This is a genomic window from Pseudohongiella acticola (assembly GCF_001758195.1).
Lineage (GTDB): Bacteria > Pseudomonadota > Gammaproteobacteria > Pseudomonadales > Pseudohongiellaceae > Pseudohongiella > Pseudohongiella acticola.
The window spans coordinates 568,683-588,378 of sequence record NZ_MASR01000001.1; the positions used below are offsets into that span (position 1 = coordinate 568,683).

Sequence of the window (19,696 nt, forward strand, 5' to 3'; positions counted from 1 at the left end):
ATAATGTCTGATCTGTTTCGCAAACTGCTGGCAGAACGGGAATCCGCACCCGTGTCAGTGACCCCGACTGTCGGTGTCGTCACCCTGCAATTTCAGCTCTATGGTGTTGACGACCTCAAGGCCAAGCGCAAGGTATTTAATGCGCTGCGTGTCATCTGGGGCAAAGAGGCTGACCTGGCAGTTGCAGAAACCGGCGATTTCGAGGCGCTGGACAGCGCCACCTGGAGCATCGTCGCTGTCGGCGGCACAGCGCAGCAACTGACCGCCCGGCTGGACCAGGTGGAGAAGGCAATCGCACAAAAGATAGATGCTCCTGTTGTTGAGGTCCACCGCGAGATGCTCTGACACCAGAACGTGTTCGAAAAGCAGCTTAAGTGCTTGATTATGTCAATACAATTGGCGAAGATTGGCTGGATCGTTACAACATAACAAAGCACAGGAAAAGCAAACATGAAATCATTAAAGAAGTTTATACTCGCGCCCACTGCTCTGGTCGTGGGCAGCCTGCTGGCTGTTTCTGCTCCCCTGGCAGGTGCCCAGGAAATTGAGCGCAAAGGCGAAGGTCGCCATTTCTACACCACGATTCGTGTGCCTGCCAACGCTGAGTTCATGTACCTGAGCGGCTCGGGTGCCTCCCCCATGGAAGACGGCACCTGGGGCGACATGGCGCAACAGACTCGCGACACCTTCAACGGCTTCAAGGAGAAACTGGAGGCTGAAGGCTGGTCAATGTCGGATATCATTCAGGTACGTGCGTTTGCAGTATCCGATGATAATGACTTCCTTGATTTTGATGGTTTCAACACGGCATACCGCGAATTTTTTGGTACTGAAGAAAACCCAATGAAACCCGTACGCTCGTTTGTTGAGATCGAAGATCTGGTCGTAGGTGGCTGGTTAATCGAAATCGAAGTGCGCGCTGCACGCGTTCCCTGATCGAAACGACTGTACACGATATACACTGACCGACGATTCTGCTGTCCAACCGGTCGCAGAGTCGTCGCTGCCAGCGGCCGGTTAACTGACACCGATCGCCGACGCCTGTAGCGCTACGAACCAGCTATTAGCTACGAACCAACTATCAGACGGAGGGCCACTTTGGCTGAACTGAAATACTGGTGGCATATCGTTCGTGACTCGGCAAAACTCTGGGTTGACTGCAACGCCTTCAATCATGCCGGTGCGCTGGCGTTCTACACGCTTTTTTCCCTGGCTCCAACAGTTATTATCGCGGTGGCGGTGATTGGCCTGGTTATGGGTGAACAGGCTGCCCAGGGGCAGATAGTTGCCCAGTTTCAGGACGTCATGGGCACCGATGCGGCGGCTCTGGTCGAAGAAGCAGTCACCAGTTCTCGTGTACAAAGCAGCGGCATTTTTCCGGCGATCGCGGGGATTGCCGCACTGATGATTGGTGCGACCACGGTGTTTGCACAGATGCAGTATTCACTCAATGCACTTTGGGGGGTGCAGCCCCGACCCAGCCGCAACAGCATTCTGCTTTTTATCCGCAAGCGCTTCTTTTCATTGATGGTGGTACTGTCCATCGGTTTTGTCATGCTGGTGTCACTGGTGCTGGGTGTCGCTCTGCGTGCCAGCCTGGAGTTCAGCTCGCGCTTTGTTCCTGCGGTAGAGTCGCTGATCAACAGTGGCGAACTGGTATTGTCGTTCGCAGTCGTTACCCTGCTGTTTGCCACCATATTCAAGGTACTGCCGGACGTTAAACTGCACTGGCGCCAGGTTATCGTTGGCGGCATGATAACTGCCCTGCTGTTTTCGCTGGGTCGGTACGGCATTGCCGCCTACCTGGCCTACACTGCGCCTGCGTCTGCTTATGGCGCCGCCGGTGCTGTGGTACTTATACTGATGTGGGTGTACTACTCTTCACTTATTCTGTTCTTCGGTGCGGCATTCACTAAAACCCATCTGCTGGCTCAGGGTAAACAGGTGCGCCCACGCAATACCGCCGTTTTGGTGGAAAGAAGCCTGCTGCTTTAGCGCTGTCCACACAGGAAAGCCGTATGTTTGACATAGATCCGTTCATTCTTGCCCGGGCGCAGTTTGCCGCCAACATCAGCTTTCATATCCTGTTCCCTTCCATCACCATGGGGTTGGGCTGGATTCTCCTGTTTTTCCGTTTGCGCTTTACCGCCACCGGGGATCAGCACTGGGAAAACGCCTATCACTTCTGGGTGAAAATATTTGCCCTGTCCTTTGCCATCGGCGTGGTCTCGGGCATCACCATGAGCTTTCAGTTTGGCACCAACTGGCCCGGTTTCATGGAGCGAGCCGGCAATATTGCCGGGCCACTGCTGGGCTATGAAGTGTTAACGGCATTTTTTCTTGAAGCCACCTTTTTGGGTGTGATGCTGTTTGGCAAGAACCGGGTATCCAACCGGACACACCTGCTGGCATGTGCACTGGTGGCCGTGGGTACATCGCTGTCTGCTTTCTGGATATTGAGCCTGAACTCATGGATGCAGACACCGACCGGCTACTCGCTTGAAGACGGTGTATTTTATGTCGATAGCTGGGCCGCCATCATATTCAACCCTTCATTTCCCTATCGCCTGGCCCATATGATGACAGCCACGCTGCTGACAGCCTCCTTTCTGGTGATGGGCGTCAGTGCCTGGCGCATGAAACGCAAGGTTGATGGTCCAGCCACGACCAAGGTTTTCAAAGCCATGGTGGTGATGGCGATGATTCTGGCTCCGTTACAGGTCGTTATCGGTGATCTGCATGGGCTGAATACACTGGAACACCAGCCTGCCAAAATTGCGGCGATCGAAGGCGTCTGGGAGACTCACAATGCCGTTCCGTTTACCGTATTTGGTTTCCCCGACGAAACCACCCGCACCACCCGCTTCGCTCTGGAGATTCCGTTTGCCGCCAGTTGGATTCTGACCGGTGACCTTAATGGTGAAGTCCTCGGCCTAAACGAATTTCCGGATCAACACCCTCCCGTGGCGCTCGTGTTCTGGTCATTTCGCATCATGGTTGGCATGGGCCTGCTCATGATCCTGGTGTCCTGGTGGGCCGGCTGGGAGCTGTTCAAACGCAAACAGAAACCCAGCACCTGGCTTATCAATGCCGCCTCATGGATGGCGTTCTCAGGCTGGGTTGCTGTGCTCGCAGGCTGGTATGTCACCGAAATTGGCCGCCAGCCATGGATTGTCTACGGCCTGCTATCCAGCGCTGAGGTGGTCGCTGACCACGGCAGCGGCATCCTGCTGAGCACTTTCACCGCTTACATTGCCCTGTACCTCTTCATTCTGCTGTCTTATGTTGCAACCTTGCGCTATATGGCGACCAAGCCGGCAGCATCGCTGCTGGACATGGCGCAGGTACCAGGACAGGTCACTGATCATCGAACGGTAACGGGGGATTAATTATATGGATCTGGAATTCTGGCTGCCCCTGTTTTTTGCCAGCGTCATGGGGCTGGCACTGCTTATTTATGTCGTTCTCGATGGTTATGATCTGGGCATCGGCCTGCTGCTTCCATTCGCGACAGACAGTGACAAAGACACCATGATTGCCTCGATCGGGCCGTTCTGGGACGCCAACGAAACCTGGATTGTCCTCGGTATCGGCATCTTGCTGATTGCCTTCCCCCAGGCACACGGACAGATTCTGACGGCAATGTACATTCCGGTGACCCTGATGCTGATGGGCCTGATACTTCGCGGTATCGCGTTCGATTTCCGTGCCAAAGCCGTCGCCCGGCGCAAGGACATGTGGAATGCCATTTTTGCCATTGGCTCACTGATTACGGCAGTGGCGCAGGGTTGGATGCTGGGCACCTATATTACCGGCCTGGGAACATCTGCTGTCAGTTTTCTGTTTTCTGTACTGATTGCGATCACGCTGCCGGCACTCTACATTCTATTGGGGTCGGCATGGCTGCTGATCAAGACCGAAGACGCACTCTTTGACAAGGCACTGCGCTGGGCGCAGAAATCGATTGTGCCCATGGGCATTGCCTTGTTGCTGGTATCGGTGGCAACGCCGCTGGTCAGCCAGACCATTGCTGACAAATGGTTCAGCTTTCCGGAAGCACTTAAACTACTGCCAATCCCCCTGCTCAGCAGTGCAATATTTGCCGGCCTGCTGTGGCTGCTGTATGACCAGAAAGCCATACGTGCCGGCAAAGAATGGTTATTGTATGCCGGGCTGGTGATATTGTGTCTGCTCGCTGCGCTGGGTCTGGCCTACAGTATCCTGCCTGACATCATCATCGGGCAGCTGACGATCTGGGAATCTGCTTCCAGCACCTCTTCGTTACTGTTCACGTTCTGGGGTACCGCCATTGTTCTGCCCACCATTCTTGTCTACACATTCTTTGTGTACCGGATCTTCTCGGGCAAGACCACTGCCCTGACCTATGAATGATGCCAATGCCAGCACGCTACCAGGCACACAATAAAATCTGACATTCCCGCCCTTGGCGGCCCCGGAAAGATCAACCGGTGTTTGTCGGCGCGAATACTCGACGTGCCCTGCCGCGTGGTTTCTGCGCGTGGTTTCTGATAGGATGCGCGCCTTCATCCGCACCTTCAAATCCAGTTCCTTCAGTACAGAGTCTATTTGTGATTTCCACCGCCAACCTCACCATGCAGTTCGGGCCTAAACCATTATTTGAAAATGTGTCCGTCAAATTCGCCCAGGGCAGACGTTATGGTCTGATCGGAGCCAACGGCTGCGGCAAATCCACCTTCATGAAAATACTCGGGGGGGACCTGACGCCGACCAGTGGCCAGGTCATGCTGGAACCTGATGTGCGCCTGGGCAAGCTGCGCCAGGATCAATTTGCCTATGAGAAATACTCGGTCATTGACACCGTTATCATGGGACACGAAGCATTATGGAAGGTAAAGTCCGAGCGCGACCGGATCTACAACCTGGCCGAAATGACTGAAGCCGAGGGTATGGCCGTTGCCGAACTGGAGGAGCCCTTCGCCGAGATGGACGGGTATACCGCCGAATCGCGCGCCAGTGAGTTATTGTTAGGTCTGGACATTCCGCTGGAGCAGCACGAAGGTCCGATGAGCGCGATTGCACCGGGCTGGAAGCTGCGCGTGTTATTGGCACAGGCACTGTTCTCGGACCCCGATGTGCTGCTGCTGGATGAGCCCACCAACAACCTGGACATCAACACCATCCGCTGGCTGGAACAGGTGCTGAACCAGCGTAACAGCACCATCATCATCATTTCGCATGACCGTCACTTTCTGAACGCTGTCTGCACTAATATTGCCGATATGGATTACGGCGAACTGCGCCTGTATCCGGGTAACTATGACGACTTCATGATTGCGTCAACGCAGGCTCGCGAGCGTCTGCTGAACGAGAACGCCAAGAAAAAATCACAGATCAACGAACTGCAGGCATTTGTCAGTCGTTTCTCGGCCAATGCGTCCAAAGCCAAGCAGGCCACGTCGCGGGCTCGCCAGATAGAAAAAATTCAACTGGAAGATGTCAAACCTTCCAGCCGGGTCAGCCCCTATATCCGGTTTGTCGAAAACAAGAAGCTGCACCGGCAGGCCCTGATCATGGAGAATGCCAGCAAGGCCTATGATAACCAGCTGTTTGCCAAACTGAGCCTGCAAATTGAAGCTGGCGAACGCGTTGCCATCATCGGCCCCAACGGCGCCGGTAAAACCACCCTGCTGCGCTGCCTGATGAACGAAGTTGCGTTGGACGATGGCAAGCTCAAGTGGGCCGAACAGGCAGATATTGGTTATTTCGCCCAGGATCACAGCGCTGAGTTTGTTGAAGAAATAGCGCTATTCGACTGGATGAAACAATGGACCAAAGGCGATCAGCAACTGGTTCGGTCCGCACTGGGGCGCATGCTGTTCTCCAACGATGACGTTAATAAACACCTGCCAGTCCTGTCCGGTGGTGAAAAAGCGCGCATGATGTTTGGCAAATTCAGCCTGATCAATCCCAACGTATTACTGATGGACGAGCCCACCAACCACCTGGACATGGAATCCATCGAAGCGCTTAACCTGGCGCTGGAGAACTATCCCGGCACGTTGATTTTTGTCAGCCATGACCGCGAATTTGTCACCTCGCTGGCAACACGCATTATTGACATGCAACCCAGTGGCCTGGTCGATTTCAAGGGCAACTATGAGGACTACCTGCGCAGTCTCGGTGTAATGTGATAGGGTGGAGTTTCACTATTGACCAGAAGGAGTAGTCATGTCTGATCATCACACCTACAAAAAAATCGAAATAGTTGGCTCATCAACAAAAAGCACGGACGATGCGATACGTAACGCCATTAAACAGGCCAGTACGAGCACAAGGAATCTCGAATGGTTTGAAGTGACCGAAACACGGGGTCACATTGTCGATGGCGACGTTGGGCATTTCCAGGTCACACTAAAAATCGGTTTCAGAATAGAAAACAGCTGATCCGTCTGCACTGCCGTCCTCTAGTCGTCATTGGCTGAGGGCGGTATTGTCCACGATGGCCCGATCGCATCCCATTTGCTGGGTTTGCCGATTGGGGTCACAACCTGGGTGCTGCGAACTTCAGGCTGCAATAATGCTTCGAATTGCGTCACATCATGATCATGCGGGTCCAGCCAGGCATCCATGATTTTTTTGTCTTCAACTGGCAACATCAACGGCATCGATTTGGGATGTATGGTCTGCCATTGCGGCAATGCCCCCAGAGTAATAATACTGGCTGCGTAAGCTGATTCCCCGGTGTGCTTATTGACGTAATGTGTATACAAGCCGCCAAAGGCAATGGCTTCATCCTGCAGCTCGATTTTATGATAAGTCTTTTTGTCGCCCAGCCCTTCGACAAACGCACTGGCAGGAATGATGCAGCGGCGCTGCCGGTACGGAGCGTAGCCCAGCGACTGCTTACTGTTCAGCTTGTCCCAACGGGTGTTAAAGCTGGCATATTTATAGTTTGGCTTCAGCGTCTGCGGATCCAGCAGCAGCCACCAGATGGCATCAGTCAGCACCACCCCTTCATCACTGCCGTGAACAATGGAAATCAATGCTCCCGGTGCAGCGTCAGGTGTGAAGCGAAGTTGCCCTCCCACGATACCAAGATGCCGGAGCAACACCTGGACTTCAGGGGAATCTATAACGTTAAAGCGGCCACACATAGTCTTCTTCCGGTATTGGATGTTTCAGCTGTTGTGCCTGAGCATAAACGACTATATCCTCAGATTGTCAAAATTTGAACCTATTCACTGACCATGGAATACACCCTGTCATGAGATTTACAGTTGCCACCCTGAGCCTGGCGATGCTCACCGCCTGTTCCGACGCCAATAATCCAGCACCAGATGCCACTTCCACAACCGCGCCGGTTGCATCGGAAGTTGTCGCAGAGCCGACACAGAATAACGGCTGGTCACTGGGTTACATGGCGGCAGTTGCCAACCCTTACGCGACCGACGCAGCGGTCCAGATGCTGGAGCGGGGCGGTCATGCAGTCGATGCCGCCATCGCGGCACATGCTGTGCTGGGACTGGTGGAGCCGGAGAGTTCAGGTCTGGGCGGCGGCGGATTTATGGTGGTGTACGAGCAGGCTAGCCAAAACGTGCGTTTCCTGGATGGCCGCGAGACTGCGCCTGCCGGGGCCAGTCCAGATATGTTCATGCAGGACGGCGAACCGGCCGGTTTCCTGGATGCCTGGCAAAGCGGTAAGGCCATTGGCGTACCAGGTGCAGTTGCCCTGTATAAACTCGCGCACGACAATTACGGCAAATTACCCTGGGCAGACCTGTTTGCGCCCGCAATACGTCTGGCGAACGAGGGATTTGAAGTATCGGGAAAACTGGCGGGCTATCTGCCACAAATGGCGCAGATTTCCAGGCTCGACGAAAACCCGGGTGCCGCCGAGTATTTTTATCCAGACGGAGCCCCTATTCAGGCAGGCAGCATGCTGCGTAACCCCGATTATGCCAACACCCTGCAACGCATTGCCAACGAGGGCCCCCAGGCTTTCTACTCGGGCGAAATTGCCGAAGCCATGGCCGCATCAGCACAGGCGGGTGACAACGGTGGCACCATGACAATTGACGATATTGCGGGCTATGCAGCAGTAGAACGCGAAGCTATCTGTGGCACCTGGCGTGTTTATAACATCTGCTCAGCCACCCCACCGTCTTCGGGCGCCATGCAGATCATGATAGCCAATCTGTATGACCGTTTGCTTCCGGACAATCCCAGCCAGCAGCAACAGATCAGAGCCTTTGTTGACGCCCAGCGTCTGGCCTATGCGGATCGCGATTATTATTTCGCTGACCCGGACCACGTCACCGTCCCCGTGCAGCAACTTCTCAACACACAATATCTGCAGCACCGGGGCGATAACCCAGCCGCACCCGGGGCCACGCCGCAGCACGGCGACCCAGCTCTGGTGCTGGGCAATGACAATGCTATCAGATGGGCACAGGACAGCACGCAGGAGCCAGCCGGCACCACGCATTTATCCATTGTCGACAGCGAGGGCAATGCCATCTCTGCCACCATGACGGTAGAAGCCGCATTTGGTTCAGGCCGCTGGGCCGCAGGTTTCCTGCTGAATAATGAAATGACGGATTTTGCCCGTGACTACTACGCCGACCAGCCACAAGCTGCCAATATGATCAGACCTGGCGCCCGTCCACGATCATCAATGTCACCGACGATCATTCTGGACGATGACAATAAACTCTTTATGGTGACCGGCTCTCCCGGCGGCAATTCAATTCCTGCCTACACCGCAAAGTCAATTTTGGGTATTGTCGACTGGGGCATGTCAGTGGAAGACGCAGTGGCATTCCCAAATATCATTGCGCGTGGTGATACTGTCAGAGTTGAAATCAATCGTGAACCGGGACAGACGCAGGCCGATTCGCTGCGAGCCGCCGGTTACGATGTACAGGAAAGCGACGGTGAAAACTCAGGTCTGCATGTCATTCTGGTGACTGACGACGAACTTGTTGGGGCAGCGGACCCGCGCCGTGAAGGTTCGGTATCCGCCGGGTCTGTCAATCCCTAAAAACCGGAAATGGCGTCAGGTTTGAGCAACCTGACGCCTCCTCCGCTTTAGCAGTCTTCGCCGAACACACCACCACCACCGCAATAGGTGTGGTGCTGCAGCTGGATATGAATACCGTCAGGGTCTGACAGATAAACTTCCGGCGTACCGCCTGGCGCGCCGCCTCGCTCCGGCATACGACGACTGACCCAATGCTGCAGGGGTCTTGCATCCTCACCGGCTGGCCGCGCCGTCAAACCGTACTCCGTCAGACGCTCAAGTACCGATTCTTCGGTAAAGTTTTCGATATTAAGGCTGGCGTGGTCAATGCGTCCCGGCTGTGCCGGTGTGCCTGGCTGTGTACCACCGACAAACATCATGAACTGACGACCGTCACTCAAGCCAAGCAAGGGAAAAGTGCCCTGAAACGCCTGGTTGCCGAGACCGAACAGGTTGCGATAAAAATCGTTGGTCACCTCGTAGTTGGCAACGTAGGTTGTGAAATGATTGATCTCGCGAAGCTCGATCAGACCTTCCTCCGGCGCAGGCTCAAGCTCGCATGGTACGCCCCTGCCCTCACCCGCACCGCAGGCATCAGGACTTGAAAGCTGCACAGGAATACCATTGGGATCGGCGACATACAGGTGGTGATTTTCCGTCATCATGTCTTCGCCTTCGCCAGGCAGACGCACAGTCCAGGTCAGGCCAGCGGTGTCCAGGCTCGACCGGCCATCATAAAGCGTTTCCACAGTTCGGGTAATGCCATGGTCTGACAGCTGGCGCTGCAATTCGAAAATATTGAACCCTGGCACGCTGAGTGCAAAGTGATGGATATGCGGCTGTTCATCCCGGCGGGTCGGCGCCAGCGTAAAGTAATGCGGGCCATCACCAATCTGCAGGGAGACATTGTCACCCAGGCGGCTGATCACAGGCGAGCCAAACAGGCCCTGATAAAACTCCAGTGAACGCTCTACATCACTGACTCGTAACTCGAAACTGTGCAGCCCGTCGATGGCAATGGGCTCGGCGGCATCCTGCTGAGCTACGGATGGCATCGACATTGGCAGCAGGGCCATACCCGCAACCAGGGCCAACCTTGCTTTGAATCGGTTATTCGCGACGCTTGTCGTAGATTTCATAGTGGACCTCCACTGTTTTCCATATGTTACCGATCAGGATAGTCGCCAACCGTGCCAGAGTCCAGTGCAGCCGCTGGCACAGCAGTGCGCAACAGCATTCAGCTCGGCGGCAGCAAATCGTCAGACACAAAAAAACCCGGCCAACACGCACCGGGTTTTTAGTGTCATCCGCTACCGGATGCCGGGAAAGGGCGCCAGATCAGAAGCCGTAACGGAACCCCACCTCGACGGAACGCTCAGGCCCCACATAGATGCCCTGACGCAGACCTGCAATGTATTTTTTGTCAGCAAGGTTCTTGATCGCACCAAAAACGTCAAAACCCTGAGCAACCGTATATTGCGCCGTCAGATCCACCACCGTATAGGCAGGCAGCAGACCGCCCCAGATGCCGCCAGCGGCGCCGGTTGGCAGATCCACCTGATTACTGGGGTCAGCGTACTGCTCACCTCGATGATGGGCTGTCAGCGATGCCTGAAGACGGTCCATGCGGTAATTCAGGCCGAGGTTCGCCAGTAACTTGGGCGCATAAGGCAGGCGATTGCCGGCAAATGCACCAGTCTCGAACTCAGAAGTCGGCACCCAGGTGGCATTGGAATCCACACTGAAACCCATGCCGAAGTCATAACCCAGCGCAAACTCCATACCGTAGTGCTCGGTTTCACCGGCATTGGACTGCGACAGATTGGGGTTGCTGTTGCCAGTAACCACCTGATTGCTGAAATCCATGGCAAACGCAGCCACTTCGTAACTCAGCGGGCCTTCAGCGCCACGGATACCGAGCTCGTAGTTGGTGGAACGCTCGCCGTCCAGATTCTGATCGGTCAGACCGTCCAGCGCCACGCCATTGGAAGCAGGTGAGAATGCACGGTAGACACCGCCATAAATCTGCGCAGCCGGGGTCAGGTCAAAGGTTGCACCGATACCCGGCAGGAACTCGGTATTGCTGGTGGAAGCTGAGGCATTATTCTGGGTCAGGATCAGCTGGGTTTGCTCGTAATCTTCCACGCGCAAACCGGGTGTCACCGCCAGTCGCTCCGTCAACTCAATACGGCTTTGCACGTAGGCCGCCACACTGTCCGCCGAATCAATACGATGACGATCATTGACGCCAGTACGATCCTGCTGACGGGTTGCACGAATGCGGGTGTCGTTGGACTCTTCGGTCATCACACGGAAACCAAACTCGGTATCTGCCGTCATACCACCCAGTTCATGTGCCATCGACAGGCGGGTTTCCGCCCCCAGCCGTTCAAATGACCGATTATTTCCCGTCAAGTCGTCGGTATAAACCCAGCGACCAGCCAGATTGGAGGCTGGCGTGTCAACACTGTAACGCCAGTAGTCGCGACTGACGTCGCTCCAGTAAAACAGAGTTTTCAGTGTTGTGGAATCACTGATCAGCCACTCATGGTTCAGGTCAGCTGCCTTGCGGTCCTGCAGGTACCAGTCGTCCGGCGCCGGGTTGTAATCGGCACCCGCACGGTAGGCGTCCAGGAAAACCCCTCGGTAGGATATGTTGGCATCGTTCTCATGGAATGAAACCTTAAGGCCTAAGCGCTGATTGCTGCCGATTGCGGTCCCCGCTTTCAGCATCACATCAGACATTTCATAACCTTTGTCCATGAAGCCGTCGCTGTCAGCGTAAGTGGCCACCACACCGGCATAGGCATCGCCGGAAACATTCTGTCCGCCCGCCTCGATATTCATTTCGCGCAGATTAAATGACCCCACCCGGCCTGACACTTTAACGCCGTCATCAGGGGTCTTGGTAATGTAGTTAACCACGCCACCGATGGTGGAAGGGCCGTAACGCAGTGATGATGAGCCCTTCAGCACTTCAACCTGCTCAACGCGCTGAATGCGGGTATTAAAATATCGATCATTGCCAATAAACAGACCGGGAGCGACCGGCACGCCGTCTTCAAGCAGCAAGGATTTGGATTCGCTGGCAGACAGGCCACGCAGGCCAAAATTGGACACAATCGAGGTTTCTTCCTCGCCTTTTATGTTGATGCCCGGAATACGACGCAATACGTCTTCTGTCGACAGTGGCTGAATCGCCTGGATCTGCTCCAGATCAATCAGGTTGACCGTGCCGGTTTCCACGTAAGCGTGGCCCTGCTGGTTACCGGTTACGCGAATCACCTGAATCGATGGGCTTGCATCTACTGACGCAGCGGTCGATTCACCCGTCTGGGCATGCACGGCAAGCGGCAGCGCAGTCAGCGCGAGGGCCATGGACAATCTGGATTTGTGGAATACTGAAGAAGCTGACATTGATTTTCCCTGAACTTTTTGTTTGATTACTGCGCTGTTTCAGCCGTCGGCCTTTGAAATGGGCACTTGCCGGGCCAGCAATTTGTGGCGTGGAATAATAGATGCAAATGATAACGATTGTCAATTGTATTGCTATCAACTTTATCATGTTCAACGATTGTGCGTGCGGCAATCGCCATCGTAGAATGCTCATGACGCAGTCAGATGCTTGAAAATTCACAGCCTCGATCAACCAGAGTTTTGCATGAACGACCACCCAAGCATCAGCTTTTTTGAACGCTACCTGTCACTATGGGTAGCGTTGTGCATCACCCTCGGGATTACGCTGGGGTCGTTACTGCCAGAGCTGTTTCAGGCAATGGCTGCTATCGAATATGGCTCGGTTAATTTTCTGGTCGCCTTTCTGATCTGGCTGATGGTGTATCCGATGATGGTAGCTGTTGATTTCGGCAGCCTGCGTCGGGTGCACGAACGGCCCAGGGGATTGCTGATCACTCTCAGCGTCAACTGGCTGATCAAACCCTTCACCATGGCCGGTCTGGGAGTACTGTTCTTTCATACACTCTACGTTGACTTAGTCGACCCTGCCAACGCCAGTCAGTATATTGCCGGCATGATCCTGCTGGGCGCAGCTCCCTGCACCGCCATGGTATTTGTCTGGGCGCAACTGGTCCGTGGTGACCCCAATTACACATTGGCTCAGGTCGCGCTTAACGACGTCATCATGGTATTTGCTTTTGCGCCGTTGGTGGCATTTTTGTTGGGGATCACAGACCTGGACGTGCCGTGGTCGACACTGCTGCTGTCGGTGGCGCTGTATGTGGTGATGCCATTGCTGGCTGGCATCGCAACCCGGGCCCGCTTGACGCGGGGAAAGACGGAGCCGGCAGCGGCCGACGCTGCCGTGACACAGTTCACGGCCCGCATCAAACCGCTATCCGTACTCGGACTACTGGCAACCGTGGTGCTATTGTTTGGTTTTCAGGGTCAGGTAATTTTGCAGCAACCGCTACTGATCGCTCTGATTGCAGTGCCCCTGCTAATTCAATCCTATGGCATGTTCGCCATCGCTTATGTTGCAGCCAGATTGTGGAAAGTACCAGCCAACGTTGCCGCTCCGTGTGCGTTGATCGGCACCTCGAATTTTTTCGAACTTGCGGTCGCCGTCGCCATTGGCCTGTTTGGTCTGAATTCAGGTGCTGCACTGGTGACTGTCGTGGGTGTGCTGGTGGAGGTGCCAGTGATGTTATCACTGGTTGCTTTTGCTAACAGAACACGCCACTGGTTTCCGGTGGCGCGCATCTGAGTACCTAAAGGAACGTTTCACCTGTCGACAGCGAATCAGTTCCCGGCCGGTTCGTTCATCATTGGCCGGTTCGGATCCATGGCCCATTCAGTAATACTCTCAGCGTATAAACGCGTGTTGTCATACCCACCCAGTTCGCTGATGGCAAACCAGTCAATGGATCCCAGGTGACCGGTATTGCAGAACGTCACCGTCAGCTCTGCATCCTGCGCCATGGCGCTCTCCAGCATTGACGTGAGCACTTCGCCGGTTTTCATGCGATTACCGTCAAACAGCTCGGCAAAGCTGAGATTACTGGCACCGGGCAAGGTACCGGCGCGAGACGCTGAAGCCTGCTCACCGTTAAAATAAGCAGGTGGACGGGCATCGATAATGTGGCCGTTGCCGTTGGCCACCAGGGACTCCAGGTCCGATGTGGTGACGCGGTAGGCATCGCTCCATTGCGGCTGAAAATCAGAGGGGCTGGCCTGGACTGTTTCCGTACTGACCGGTAACGCCTCGGCCTGCCAGGCGGCGAAGCCGCCATTCAGAATCGCCAACGTTTCGACACCCAGTGACTTCAGGGTCCAGTACACCCGGGTGGCAGCACCCATATCAACCGAGCCACTGCCGCCGTGCACCAATACCACGGGCGTCCCTGCGGAAATACCGAGATCCTGCACAATCCGGGTCAGTTCGGGTAGCGCGGGCAATTGGCCAGCATTTTCCTGCGGGCCCCGAAATTGAGCGTAAGGCGCAGCCACCGCACCGGGGATATGGCCGTCTGCATAATTACCCGTCAGGTGAACAACACGGACACCCGATTCCCTCGTGAGCAATTCTGACAACTGAGCGGGTTCAAGCAGCGGTCCCCAGCCTTGTGGGGCGGCGTGCGCGACTGCGGAGAAAAACATCAGCAGCAACAATATCAATGGTCGTTTCATGTAAAATCACTCCGAGTTGAAAACCCAGTAAACAGTAAGACCTAACAATAGTCTTAATCTACCCGGCTTTCCAACCAAATATCTAGCCGACAATTTAACCAGCTCTGCAACACCTGACAAGGAACCGCATCATCAGTTGCCCTCCTGTCGTGCAACTTCCTTTCTTGCCCCCACTCCGGCAGCCCAAAGCGCGATGGCGACAAAACCACCAACGGCGACACCATACACAACACTGGTCATTACCAGACCAAAACCAAGGCCTGTGCTTAACCCCACACCAATCGCAATACCGATATTGCCGCGACGCCGGCGCTGCTTCTTTTCTGCTTTAGACTCCATAGCATTCTTCTCCTGATATTCGACTATCCTGATGGCTTAACCAAGATATGTGAACACAGGGAAACCGGCAAGTCCATGGTCGACGCTGGAGACTGTCAGACCCGAGTTAATCGAGCCTGAACAGCGGTGCAATACGGCTCGGGTTGCCATCGTTTGCAGCTGGTTTGATACCCAGTGTACGAGTCAGAATGCCGTAAATGTCCACCATGTGCACCGACTCCACAGTGACACCCTGTTGGAATGCCGGCCCATTGACGATGAGACTGGCGTGCATGTCACGCGCCTGTGGCGAGAAACCATGCGTGGCCCGGGGCCCGCGAAAAGCAACATTGCGTTTTGACAGTAGCCAGCCATTGTCGGGCAGGATCACCAGATCAGGGCCGCGCGCCGGGTGCGACAGGCGGAACCAGTCTGGAAACTGTGACTTGCGGTACACCCGCATACGTGGGTGGGCCAATGACAGCGCCTGATACACGGTTTCCACAGCGTCCGGTTCACCATGAAAAGCAGCGAACACGGCGTTACCCTGTCGCTCCCCACTCAACTGCGGGCTATGCAGCGCCGAAAAATCGACATAATCATCCAGATAAATGATGCGCTCTTCAGAGACATCCGTCATGCCATGGTCACCGACAATCACCAGGTTAATACGTGACAACAGGTCACGCGCAGCCAGCCCCTCGAGCAGCCGTGCTATGGTCGCATCGATCTCGGCAACTGCCTGCCGCTCTTCAACACTGTCAACACCCGCAGTGTGACTGGCCGAATCAATGGCTTCAAAATACAGGCTTATAAATCCGGGGCGTTCGGCTTCCGGCAGATCCAGCCAGTCAAACACCTGCTTCACACGGGCGTCATTAGGCACGCTGCCATCAAATGGCCGCCAGTAACTGGGCCGGGTATCGGAAATTTCTGCTGCCGAGCCTACCCAGAACATGGTGGCCGCGCGCACGCCCTGCTGCTCTGCTGTCACCCAGATGGGTTCACCCTGAAACCAGCCCACATCATTTTGATCACTCATGCGAAAGGTTTTGTCCAGCTCCGGCGCATAGGTGGTGTTGTCCATCACACCGTTATTTTCCGGATACAACCCGGTGGCAATGGCATAAAAATTGGGAAAGGTTTTGGACGGCAGCACCGGTATCAGGCCCTGCGCACGGACACCCTGCTCTGCCAACTGTCGTAAAGTCGGTGCCGGATGGCGATCAATGATGTCCCAGCGCAGCCCGTCCAGGCCGATCAGCAGGGTCATTGGGGATTCGGGAGGCGAATCCGCTGCCCGAACTGTTGCAGCAGAGGCAAACACTGCCATACCAAGCAACAGTACAAACAAAGACACCCGGGCTTGCGCCCGGGTGGAGTAGAAGGTTTGCCAGAGAATCATCAGTTTAGAATTCAAACTGGATGCCCAGACGAACCTGCCACAGTGACTGAGTCTCTTGCAGGTCGCTGACGCTTCGCGAATTGAAGCTTTCAAACACGTACTGGCCTTGTGCGTTAACCGACTGAGTCACGACATCAGGCGAGAAGAACTGGGCATCGTACTGATGACCCCACTCGTCATTGATCATGTTCAGGAAGTTATATACTTTGACATATACACGCGCGTTGGCTCCGCTAAAGAACACAGGCAGTTCCTGATCCAGGCGCAGATCCATGCGTGACGTCCAGCGCGAGTAGAAGTCATTTCGTGTCTGGAAACCCTGGCTCAGTCCGTTGGCATCAACAAAGTCTGAGAACGCGGCGACGTCAAAATTCGGACCGACTACCACATTCGAATCATTTGGGCCCGGCACGTACAGCAGGTGGCGACGGTTGCCGCTGTTGCTGCCTTCCAGTCCGCGGCTGCTCATGACATAGCTCTGTGGCTGACCTTTAGCCCTGAACCACTGCATGGTGGCACGGGTTTCGTAGCCTGGCAGGAATTCACGACCATAACTGACCCGCGCCGTAAACCGGTGCGGTGTTTCGTAGTTGGAGGTGCCGGCTGATGGATTGTTGATATCAGACAGAGCCAGGTTGCTGAAGTTTGAGCTTGCGACGGACGATGTCATCGGGCTCAGATCTTCGGCCTGGGTATAAGCATAACCAAAGGTCCAGTCCAGACCAAAGTCGTAAGTCTGACGCGCCAACAGGGACAGTGAGTGGCTCACGGGAGATTCGCTGGAGTTGGTCAACATGTAGTTGCTCTGACCGCGCACGTTGGCATAGATAGGCTGCCCGGCCGTTGTGCTGCCCACAATATCCTGGGCTACATCAACATAGAACGCCGGATCATTTGCCACAGAGTACAGATAGTCGCCTTCCAGCGTAGTGCCCGTTGGCAACAGATAAGTCGCACCCAGCGCGAACTTCCACTCAGATGGCTGTTCGTAGTTCGGGTCAATCAGGACCAGAAAACTATCGGAGGCACTGGCTGGGGTGGTTGCTGCCACCTGATCTTTTATTGCCTGCGGCACATCGTAACCAGGGCGCTGACTGCCACTCAGCACGTAATCGTTCAACACCGACTGGTTGCCATTGTTGCGGTCTCGTACCTGCACATTTGACAAACCATCATTGCTCCATGCGTTGGAAAGCCATACGTTGGGGTTGCCACCCGAGTACAGGCCGAGCCCGCCACGAACCGTCAGGTCATCTGCCACTTCCCAGGTAAAGCCAAGACGTGGCATCAACAGATCCAGTCCGTCAACATTGGCGTCGTTCCGCAGGCCACCGTTGAGATTGGTAAAGGTCTCGTTAAAGTTGGGGCGATCATCGCTGGTAAACCAGTCGTAACGCAGGCCCGCAACCAGGGTCAAGGCATAGTCGTCCAGACGGAACTCGTCCTGAACATACACCGTGTTCAGCACATTGCTGAAACTCGCCGCGGCATCATCCGGGTTATTGGTGCCACCACCACTACCGTAATAGATGTCCGTGGGAATACCGAGTTCAAAATTATCAATACCGGTCAGGCCGCAAGCCGGATCCGCCTGACGTTCAAGCGCCGTCAATGCGTCGCATGACGCCGGGTTGTTGCCTGAAAGGTCTTCAAACCGGTACTCACCACCGCGCGCGTGCTGCAGAAACTGGTTAAACACAAACAGGTCGTCACGCTCGTAACCGACAGTCACGACATGATCATTCCACAGGTATTCCGCGGTGAATTTCATGAAGTCGGATTCTGTGGCCAGGCTATTGGCCTGACGCGAATCATCAGCACCCAGATAAACAGTGTTACTACCCATGTATATCTGCATTTCAGCAAAATCCCTGGGACCCACAGTGACCTGAGAGTCATCCATGGTATTACGGCTGATGAACACATCAGTCGAGAGCGCACTGTTCCATTGTGACGACAGCTTGAAGGTCAGCGTTTCGGATTCGGAACCCTTGCGATAGAAATGGTTGGCGAACTCAAACTCATTGCTGTCAGAGTCTGAAGCACGGTCTTCAATACCGTCGTAATAGTTGTAGATCACTGTCGCATCGTGCTGCTCGCTGATGTTCCAGTCCATACGCAGCATGTACTTCTCTTCGGTCTGAGCACCGTCAGAAGGCATGCCACCGGCATCATAGGCGTAAGTATTGGTCGCGATATTGCTAATACGATTAAAGTCCGACTGAGTCAACCACGGACGCTCGACGCCGTTGCCCGACCCGGCAAAACCCTGGGCAATGAACTCGGGTGTTTCAGTTTCTTCGTAGGCGCCAAAAACAAACAGACGGTCACGGATCAGAGGGCCACCGAGACTGAAACCACGCTTCTCTTCTTTAAAGTCCGGACTACTGAACGTCGATTCATCACCATCTACGGTCAATGAATCACCGCGCATATCCTGATTGTTGTATTCATAGAATGCGGAGCCGGTAAAGTCATTGCTGCCCGACTTGGTCACCGCATTGATGTTACATGCAGTAAAACCACCGTAAGTAACATCAAAAGGTGCCAGTTCTACTGCCACCTGAGAGACCGCTTCAAATGGAAAAGGCATACCGGTGGCCGTCGAGTAACCATTACTGTTCAGACCGAAGCGGTCATTCTGGCTGACGCCATCAAGGTTGACGCTGTTGTACCGCGGATGTTTGCCAACACAGTTGATGGCGGAACCACTATCAAGGTTCAGACGCGGGTCGTACATAAAAACATCTTTGATATCGCGATCAAAGGCAACCGAGGTCTCCAGGTCGAACGTAGAGTATGTCGCTGCCGGGCCTGAAGCCACATCGACAATGTTGCCGGAGCGGCCAAGAACCATGATTTCCTCGACTGGTGCGCTGTTCATGTCGATAGATACATTGTAGATGTCGCCAAGAGCAATGGAATCGATGACAACTGTGCGACCATTGGCAGTGACCCGATAAGGGCCACCTACAGACAGATTGGTGGCGTAAAAGGCGCCGGAGTCATTGGTCTGCAGAGTACGGGTAGCACCGGTGCGGGTGTCTTCGATAACAATGGTGGTGTTGGCTTGTGGGGAGCCATCCGTGCCATTGATACGGCCGCGAATGGCGGACGTCATGTCTTGTGAAAATGCAGGTGCCGACAGCCCCAAACCCAGACCCAGTGCCAGCAGGATCGAGCTGGCCAGCACCTTTTTCTTTAACTTATTAGTAGATGAATACATACCCGCTCCCTTGCAGAGTGATGACTGAAGGCGCCACTTTAGGGTATGTATTTGACAGGGGAGTGAAAGATTCGTGGCAGTGATGTGACGGTTCTGTGGC

At 54.7% G+C, this 19,696-nt stretch carries 16 protein-coding genes; 9 read left to right on the forward strand and 7 right to left on the reverse strand.

All coding sequences use genetic code 11. The features are described from left to right. The first annotated feature begins 3 nt into the window (after positions 1-3). From PHACT_RS02500 to PHACT_RS02530, 7 genes are all read left to right on the forward strand, one after another. Positions 4-345 carry a DUF503 family protein gene (locus PHACT_RS02500; RefSeq protein WP_070115764.1) on the forward strand — a complete coding sequence of 114 codons (342 nt, stop codon included), beginning with the start codon at positions 4-6 and terminating at the stop codon, positions 343-345. Positions 346-450: 105 nt separating this feature from the next. Then, positions 451-936 carry a Rid family hydrolase gene (locus PHACT_RS02505; RefSeq protein ID WP_083264281.1) on the forward strand — a complete coding sequence of 162 codons (486 nt, stop codon included), beginning with the start codon at positions 451-453 and terminating at the stop codon, positions 934-936. Between the two features lie 162 nt (positions 937-1,098). Further along, positions 1,099-1,995, forward strand: coding sequence for a YihY/virulence factor BrkB family protein (locus PHACT_RS02510; protein WP_070115765.1), 897 nt, complete (start codon positions 1,099-1,101; stop codon positions 1,993-1,995). A gap of 23 nt (positions 1,996-2,018) precedes the next feature. Next, positions 2,019-3,389 (forward strand): cytochrome ubiquinol oxidase subunit I, encoded by a 1,371-nt coding sequence (locus PHACT_RS02515; protein ID WP_070115766.1) that lies wholly within the window; start codon positions 2,019-2,021, stop codon positions 3,387-3,389. A 4-nt stretch (positions 3,390-3,393) separates the two neighbouring features. Continuing rightward, positions 3,394-4,392: a cytochrome d ubiquinol oxidase subunit II gene (locus tag PHACT_RS02520; RefSeq protein ID WP_070115767.1), complete on the forward strand. Its 999-nt coding sequence runs from the start codon at positions 3,394-3,396 to the stop codon at positions 4,390-4,392. 197 nt (positions 4,393-4,589) lie between these two features. After that, positions 4,590-6,173: an ABC-F family ATPase gene (locus PHACT_RS02525; RefSeq protein WP_070115768.1), complete on the forward strand. Its 1,584-nt coding sequence runs from the start codon at positions 4,590-4,592 to the stop codon at positions 6,171-6,173. A gap of 37 nt (positions 6,174-6,210) precedes the next feature. Next, the gene (locus tag PHACT_RS02530; RefSeq protein ID WP_070115769.1) at positions 6,211-6,426 is read left to right on the forward strand and encodes a dodecin; all 216 of its coding nucleotides are present in this window, start codon (positions 6,211-6,213) and stop codon (positions 6,424-6,426) included. 20 nt (positions 6,427-6,446) lie between these two features. Here the strand turns inward: PHACT_RS02530 and PHACT_RS02535 are convergent, their stop codons facing one another. Next, positions 6,447-7,136 carry an SOS response-associated peptidase family protein gene (locus PHACT_RS02535; RefSeq protein ID WP_070115770.1) on the reverse strand — a complete coding sequence of 230 codons (690 nt, stop codon included), beginning with the start codon at positions 7,134-7,136 and terminating at the stop codon, positions 6,447-6,449. A gap of 110 nt (positions 7,137-7,246) precedes the next feature. Between PHACT_RS02535 and ggt the strand changes: the two genes are divergently transcribed. Continuing rightward, entirely contained in the window at positions 7,247-9,022 is a 1,776-nt protein-coding gene (ggt, locus tag PHACT_RS02540) for a gamma-glutamyltransferase (protein ID WP_070115771.1), read from the forward strand. A 47-nt stretch (positions 9,023-9,069) separates the two neighbouring features. Here ggt and PHACT_RS02545 read toward each other — a convergent pair whose 3' ends face one another. Further along, complete coding sequence (locus PHACT_RS02545; RefSeq protein ID WP_083264282.1) at positions 9,070-10,140, reverse strand: VOC family protein; 1,071 nt, start codon at positions 10,138-10,140, stop codon at positions 9,070-9,072. Between the two features lie 199 nt (positions 10,141-10,339). After that, complete coding sequence (locus PHACT_RS02550; RefSeq protein ID WP_070115773.1) at positions 10,340-12,418, reverse strand: TonB-dependent receptor family protein; 2,079 nt, start codon at positions 12,416-12,418, stop codon at positions 10,340-10,342. A gap of 244 nt (positions 12,419-12,662) precedes the next feature. Between PHACT_RS02550 and arsB the strand changes: the two genes are divergently transcribed. Then, positions 12,663-13,724, forward strand: a complete 1,062-nt coding sequence (gene arsB, locus PHACT_RS02555) for an ACR3 family arsenite efflux transporter (RefSeq protein WP_070115774.1) — start codon at positions 12,663-12,665, stop codon at positions 13,722-13,724. 35 nt (positions 13,725-13,759) lie between these two features. On the opposite strand, the gene PHACT_RS02560 is transcribed toward arsB, so the two are convergent. The 4 genes from PHACT_RS02560 to PHACT_RS02575 all read right to left on the reverse strand — a co-directional run bounded on the left by PHACT_RS02560 (position 13,760) and on the right by PHACT_RS02575 (position 19,596). Continuing rightward, positions 13,760-14,647: a sulfurtransferase gene (locus PHACT_RS02560; protein ID WP_070115775.1), complete on the reverse strand. Its 888-nt coding sequence runs from the start codon at positions 14,645-14,647 to the stop codon at positions 13,760-13,762. Between the two features lie 132 nt (positions 14,648-14,779). Then, positions 14,780-14,986 carry a hypothetical protein gene (locus PHACT_RS02565; RefSeq protein ID WP_070115776.1) on the reverse strand — a complete coding sequence of 69 codons (207 nt, stop codon included), beginning with the start codon at positions 14,984-14,986 and terminating at the stop codon, positions 14,780-14,782. Between the two features lie 106 nt (positions 14,987-15,092). Further along, on the reverse strand, positions 15,093-16,385 hold the full coding sequence (locus PHACT_RS02570) for a nucleotide pyrophosphatase/phosphodiesterase family protein (protein WP_139141410.1): 1,293 nt from the start codon (positions 16,383-16,385) through the stop codon (positions 15,093-15,095). Beyond that, entirely contained in the window at positions 16,375-19,596 is a 3,222-nt protein-coding gene (locus tag PHACT_RS02575; protein WP_070115777.1) for a TonB-dependent receptor, read from the reverse strand. Before PHACT_RS02575 ends, PHACT_RS02570 begins: the two co-directional genes overlap by 11 nt. Positions 19,597-19,696: the final 100 nt, after the last annotated feature.

Bases quoted from the DNA above. Each gene is read 5' to 3' on its own strand.
- PHACT_RS02500 (WP_070115764.1), top strand. From the start codon at position 4: ATGTCTGATCTGTTTCGCAAACTGCTGGCAGAACGGGAATCCGCACCC.
- PHACT_RS02505 (WP_083264281.1), top strand. From the start codon at position 451: ATGAAATCATTAAAGAAGTTTATACTCGCGCCCACTGCTCTGGTCGTG.
- PHACT_RS02515 (WP_070115766.1), top strand. From the start codon at position 2,019: ATGTTTGACATAGATCCGTTCATTCTTGCCCGGGCGCAGTTTGCCGCC.
- PHACT_RS02520 (WP_070115767.1), top strand. From the start codon at position 3,394: ATGGATCTGGAATTCTGGCTGCCCCTGTTTTTTGCCAGCGTCATGGGG.
- PHACT_RS02530 (WP_070115769.1), top strand. From the start codon at position 6,211: ATGTCTGATCATCACACCTACAAAAAAATCGAAATAGTTGGCTCATCA.
- PHACT_RS02535 (WP_070115770.1), bottom strand. From the start codon at position 7,136: ATGTGTGGCCGCTTTAACGTTATAGATTCCCCTGAAGTCCAGGTGTTG.
- ggt (WP_070115771.1), top strand. From the start codon at position 7,247: ATGAGATTTACAGTTGCCACCCTGAGCCTGGCGATGCTCACCGCCTGT.
- PHACT_RS02545 (WP_083264282.1), bottom strand. From the start codon at position 10,140: ATGAAATCTACGACAAGCGTCGCGAATAACCGATTCAAAGCAAGGTTG.
- PHACT_RS02550 (WP_070115773.1), bottom strand. From the start codon at position 12,418: ATGTCAGCTTCTTCAGTATTCCACAAATCCAGATTGTCCATGGCCCTC.
- arsB (WP_070115774.1), top strand. From the start codon at position 12,663: ATGAACGACCACCCAAGCATCAGCTTTTTTGAACGCTACCTGTCACTA.
- PHACT_RS02560 (WP_070115775.1), bottom strand. From the start codon at position 14,647: ATGAAACGACCATTGATATTGTTGCTGCTGATGTTTTTCTCCGCAGTC.
- PHACT_RS02565 (WP_070115776.1), bottom strand. From the start codon at position 14,986: ATGGAGTCTAAAGCAGAAAAGAAGCAGCGCCGGCGTCGCGGCAATATC.
- PHACT_RS02575 (WP_070115777.1), bottom strand. From the start codon at position 19,596: ATGTATTCATCTACTAATAAGTTAAAGAAAAAGGTGCTGGCCAGCTCG.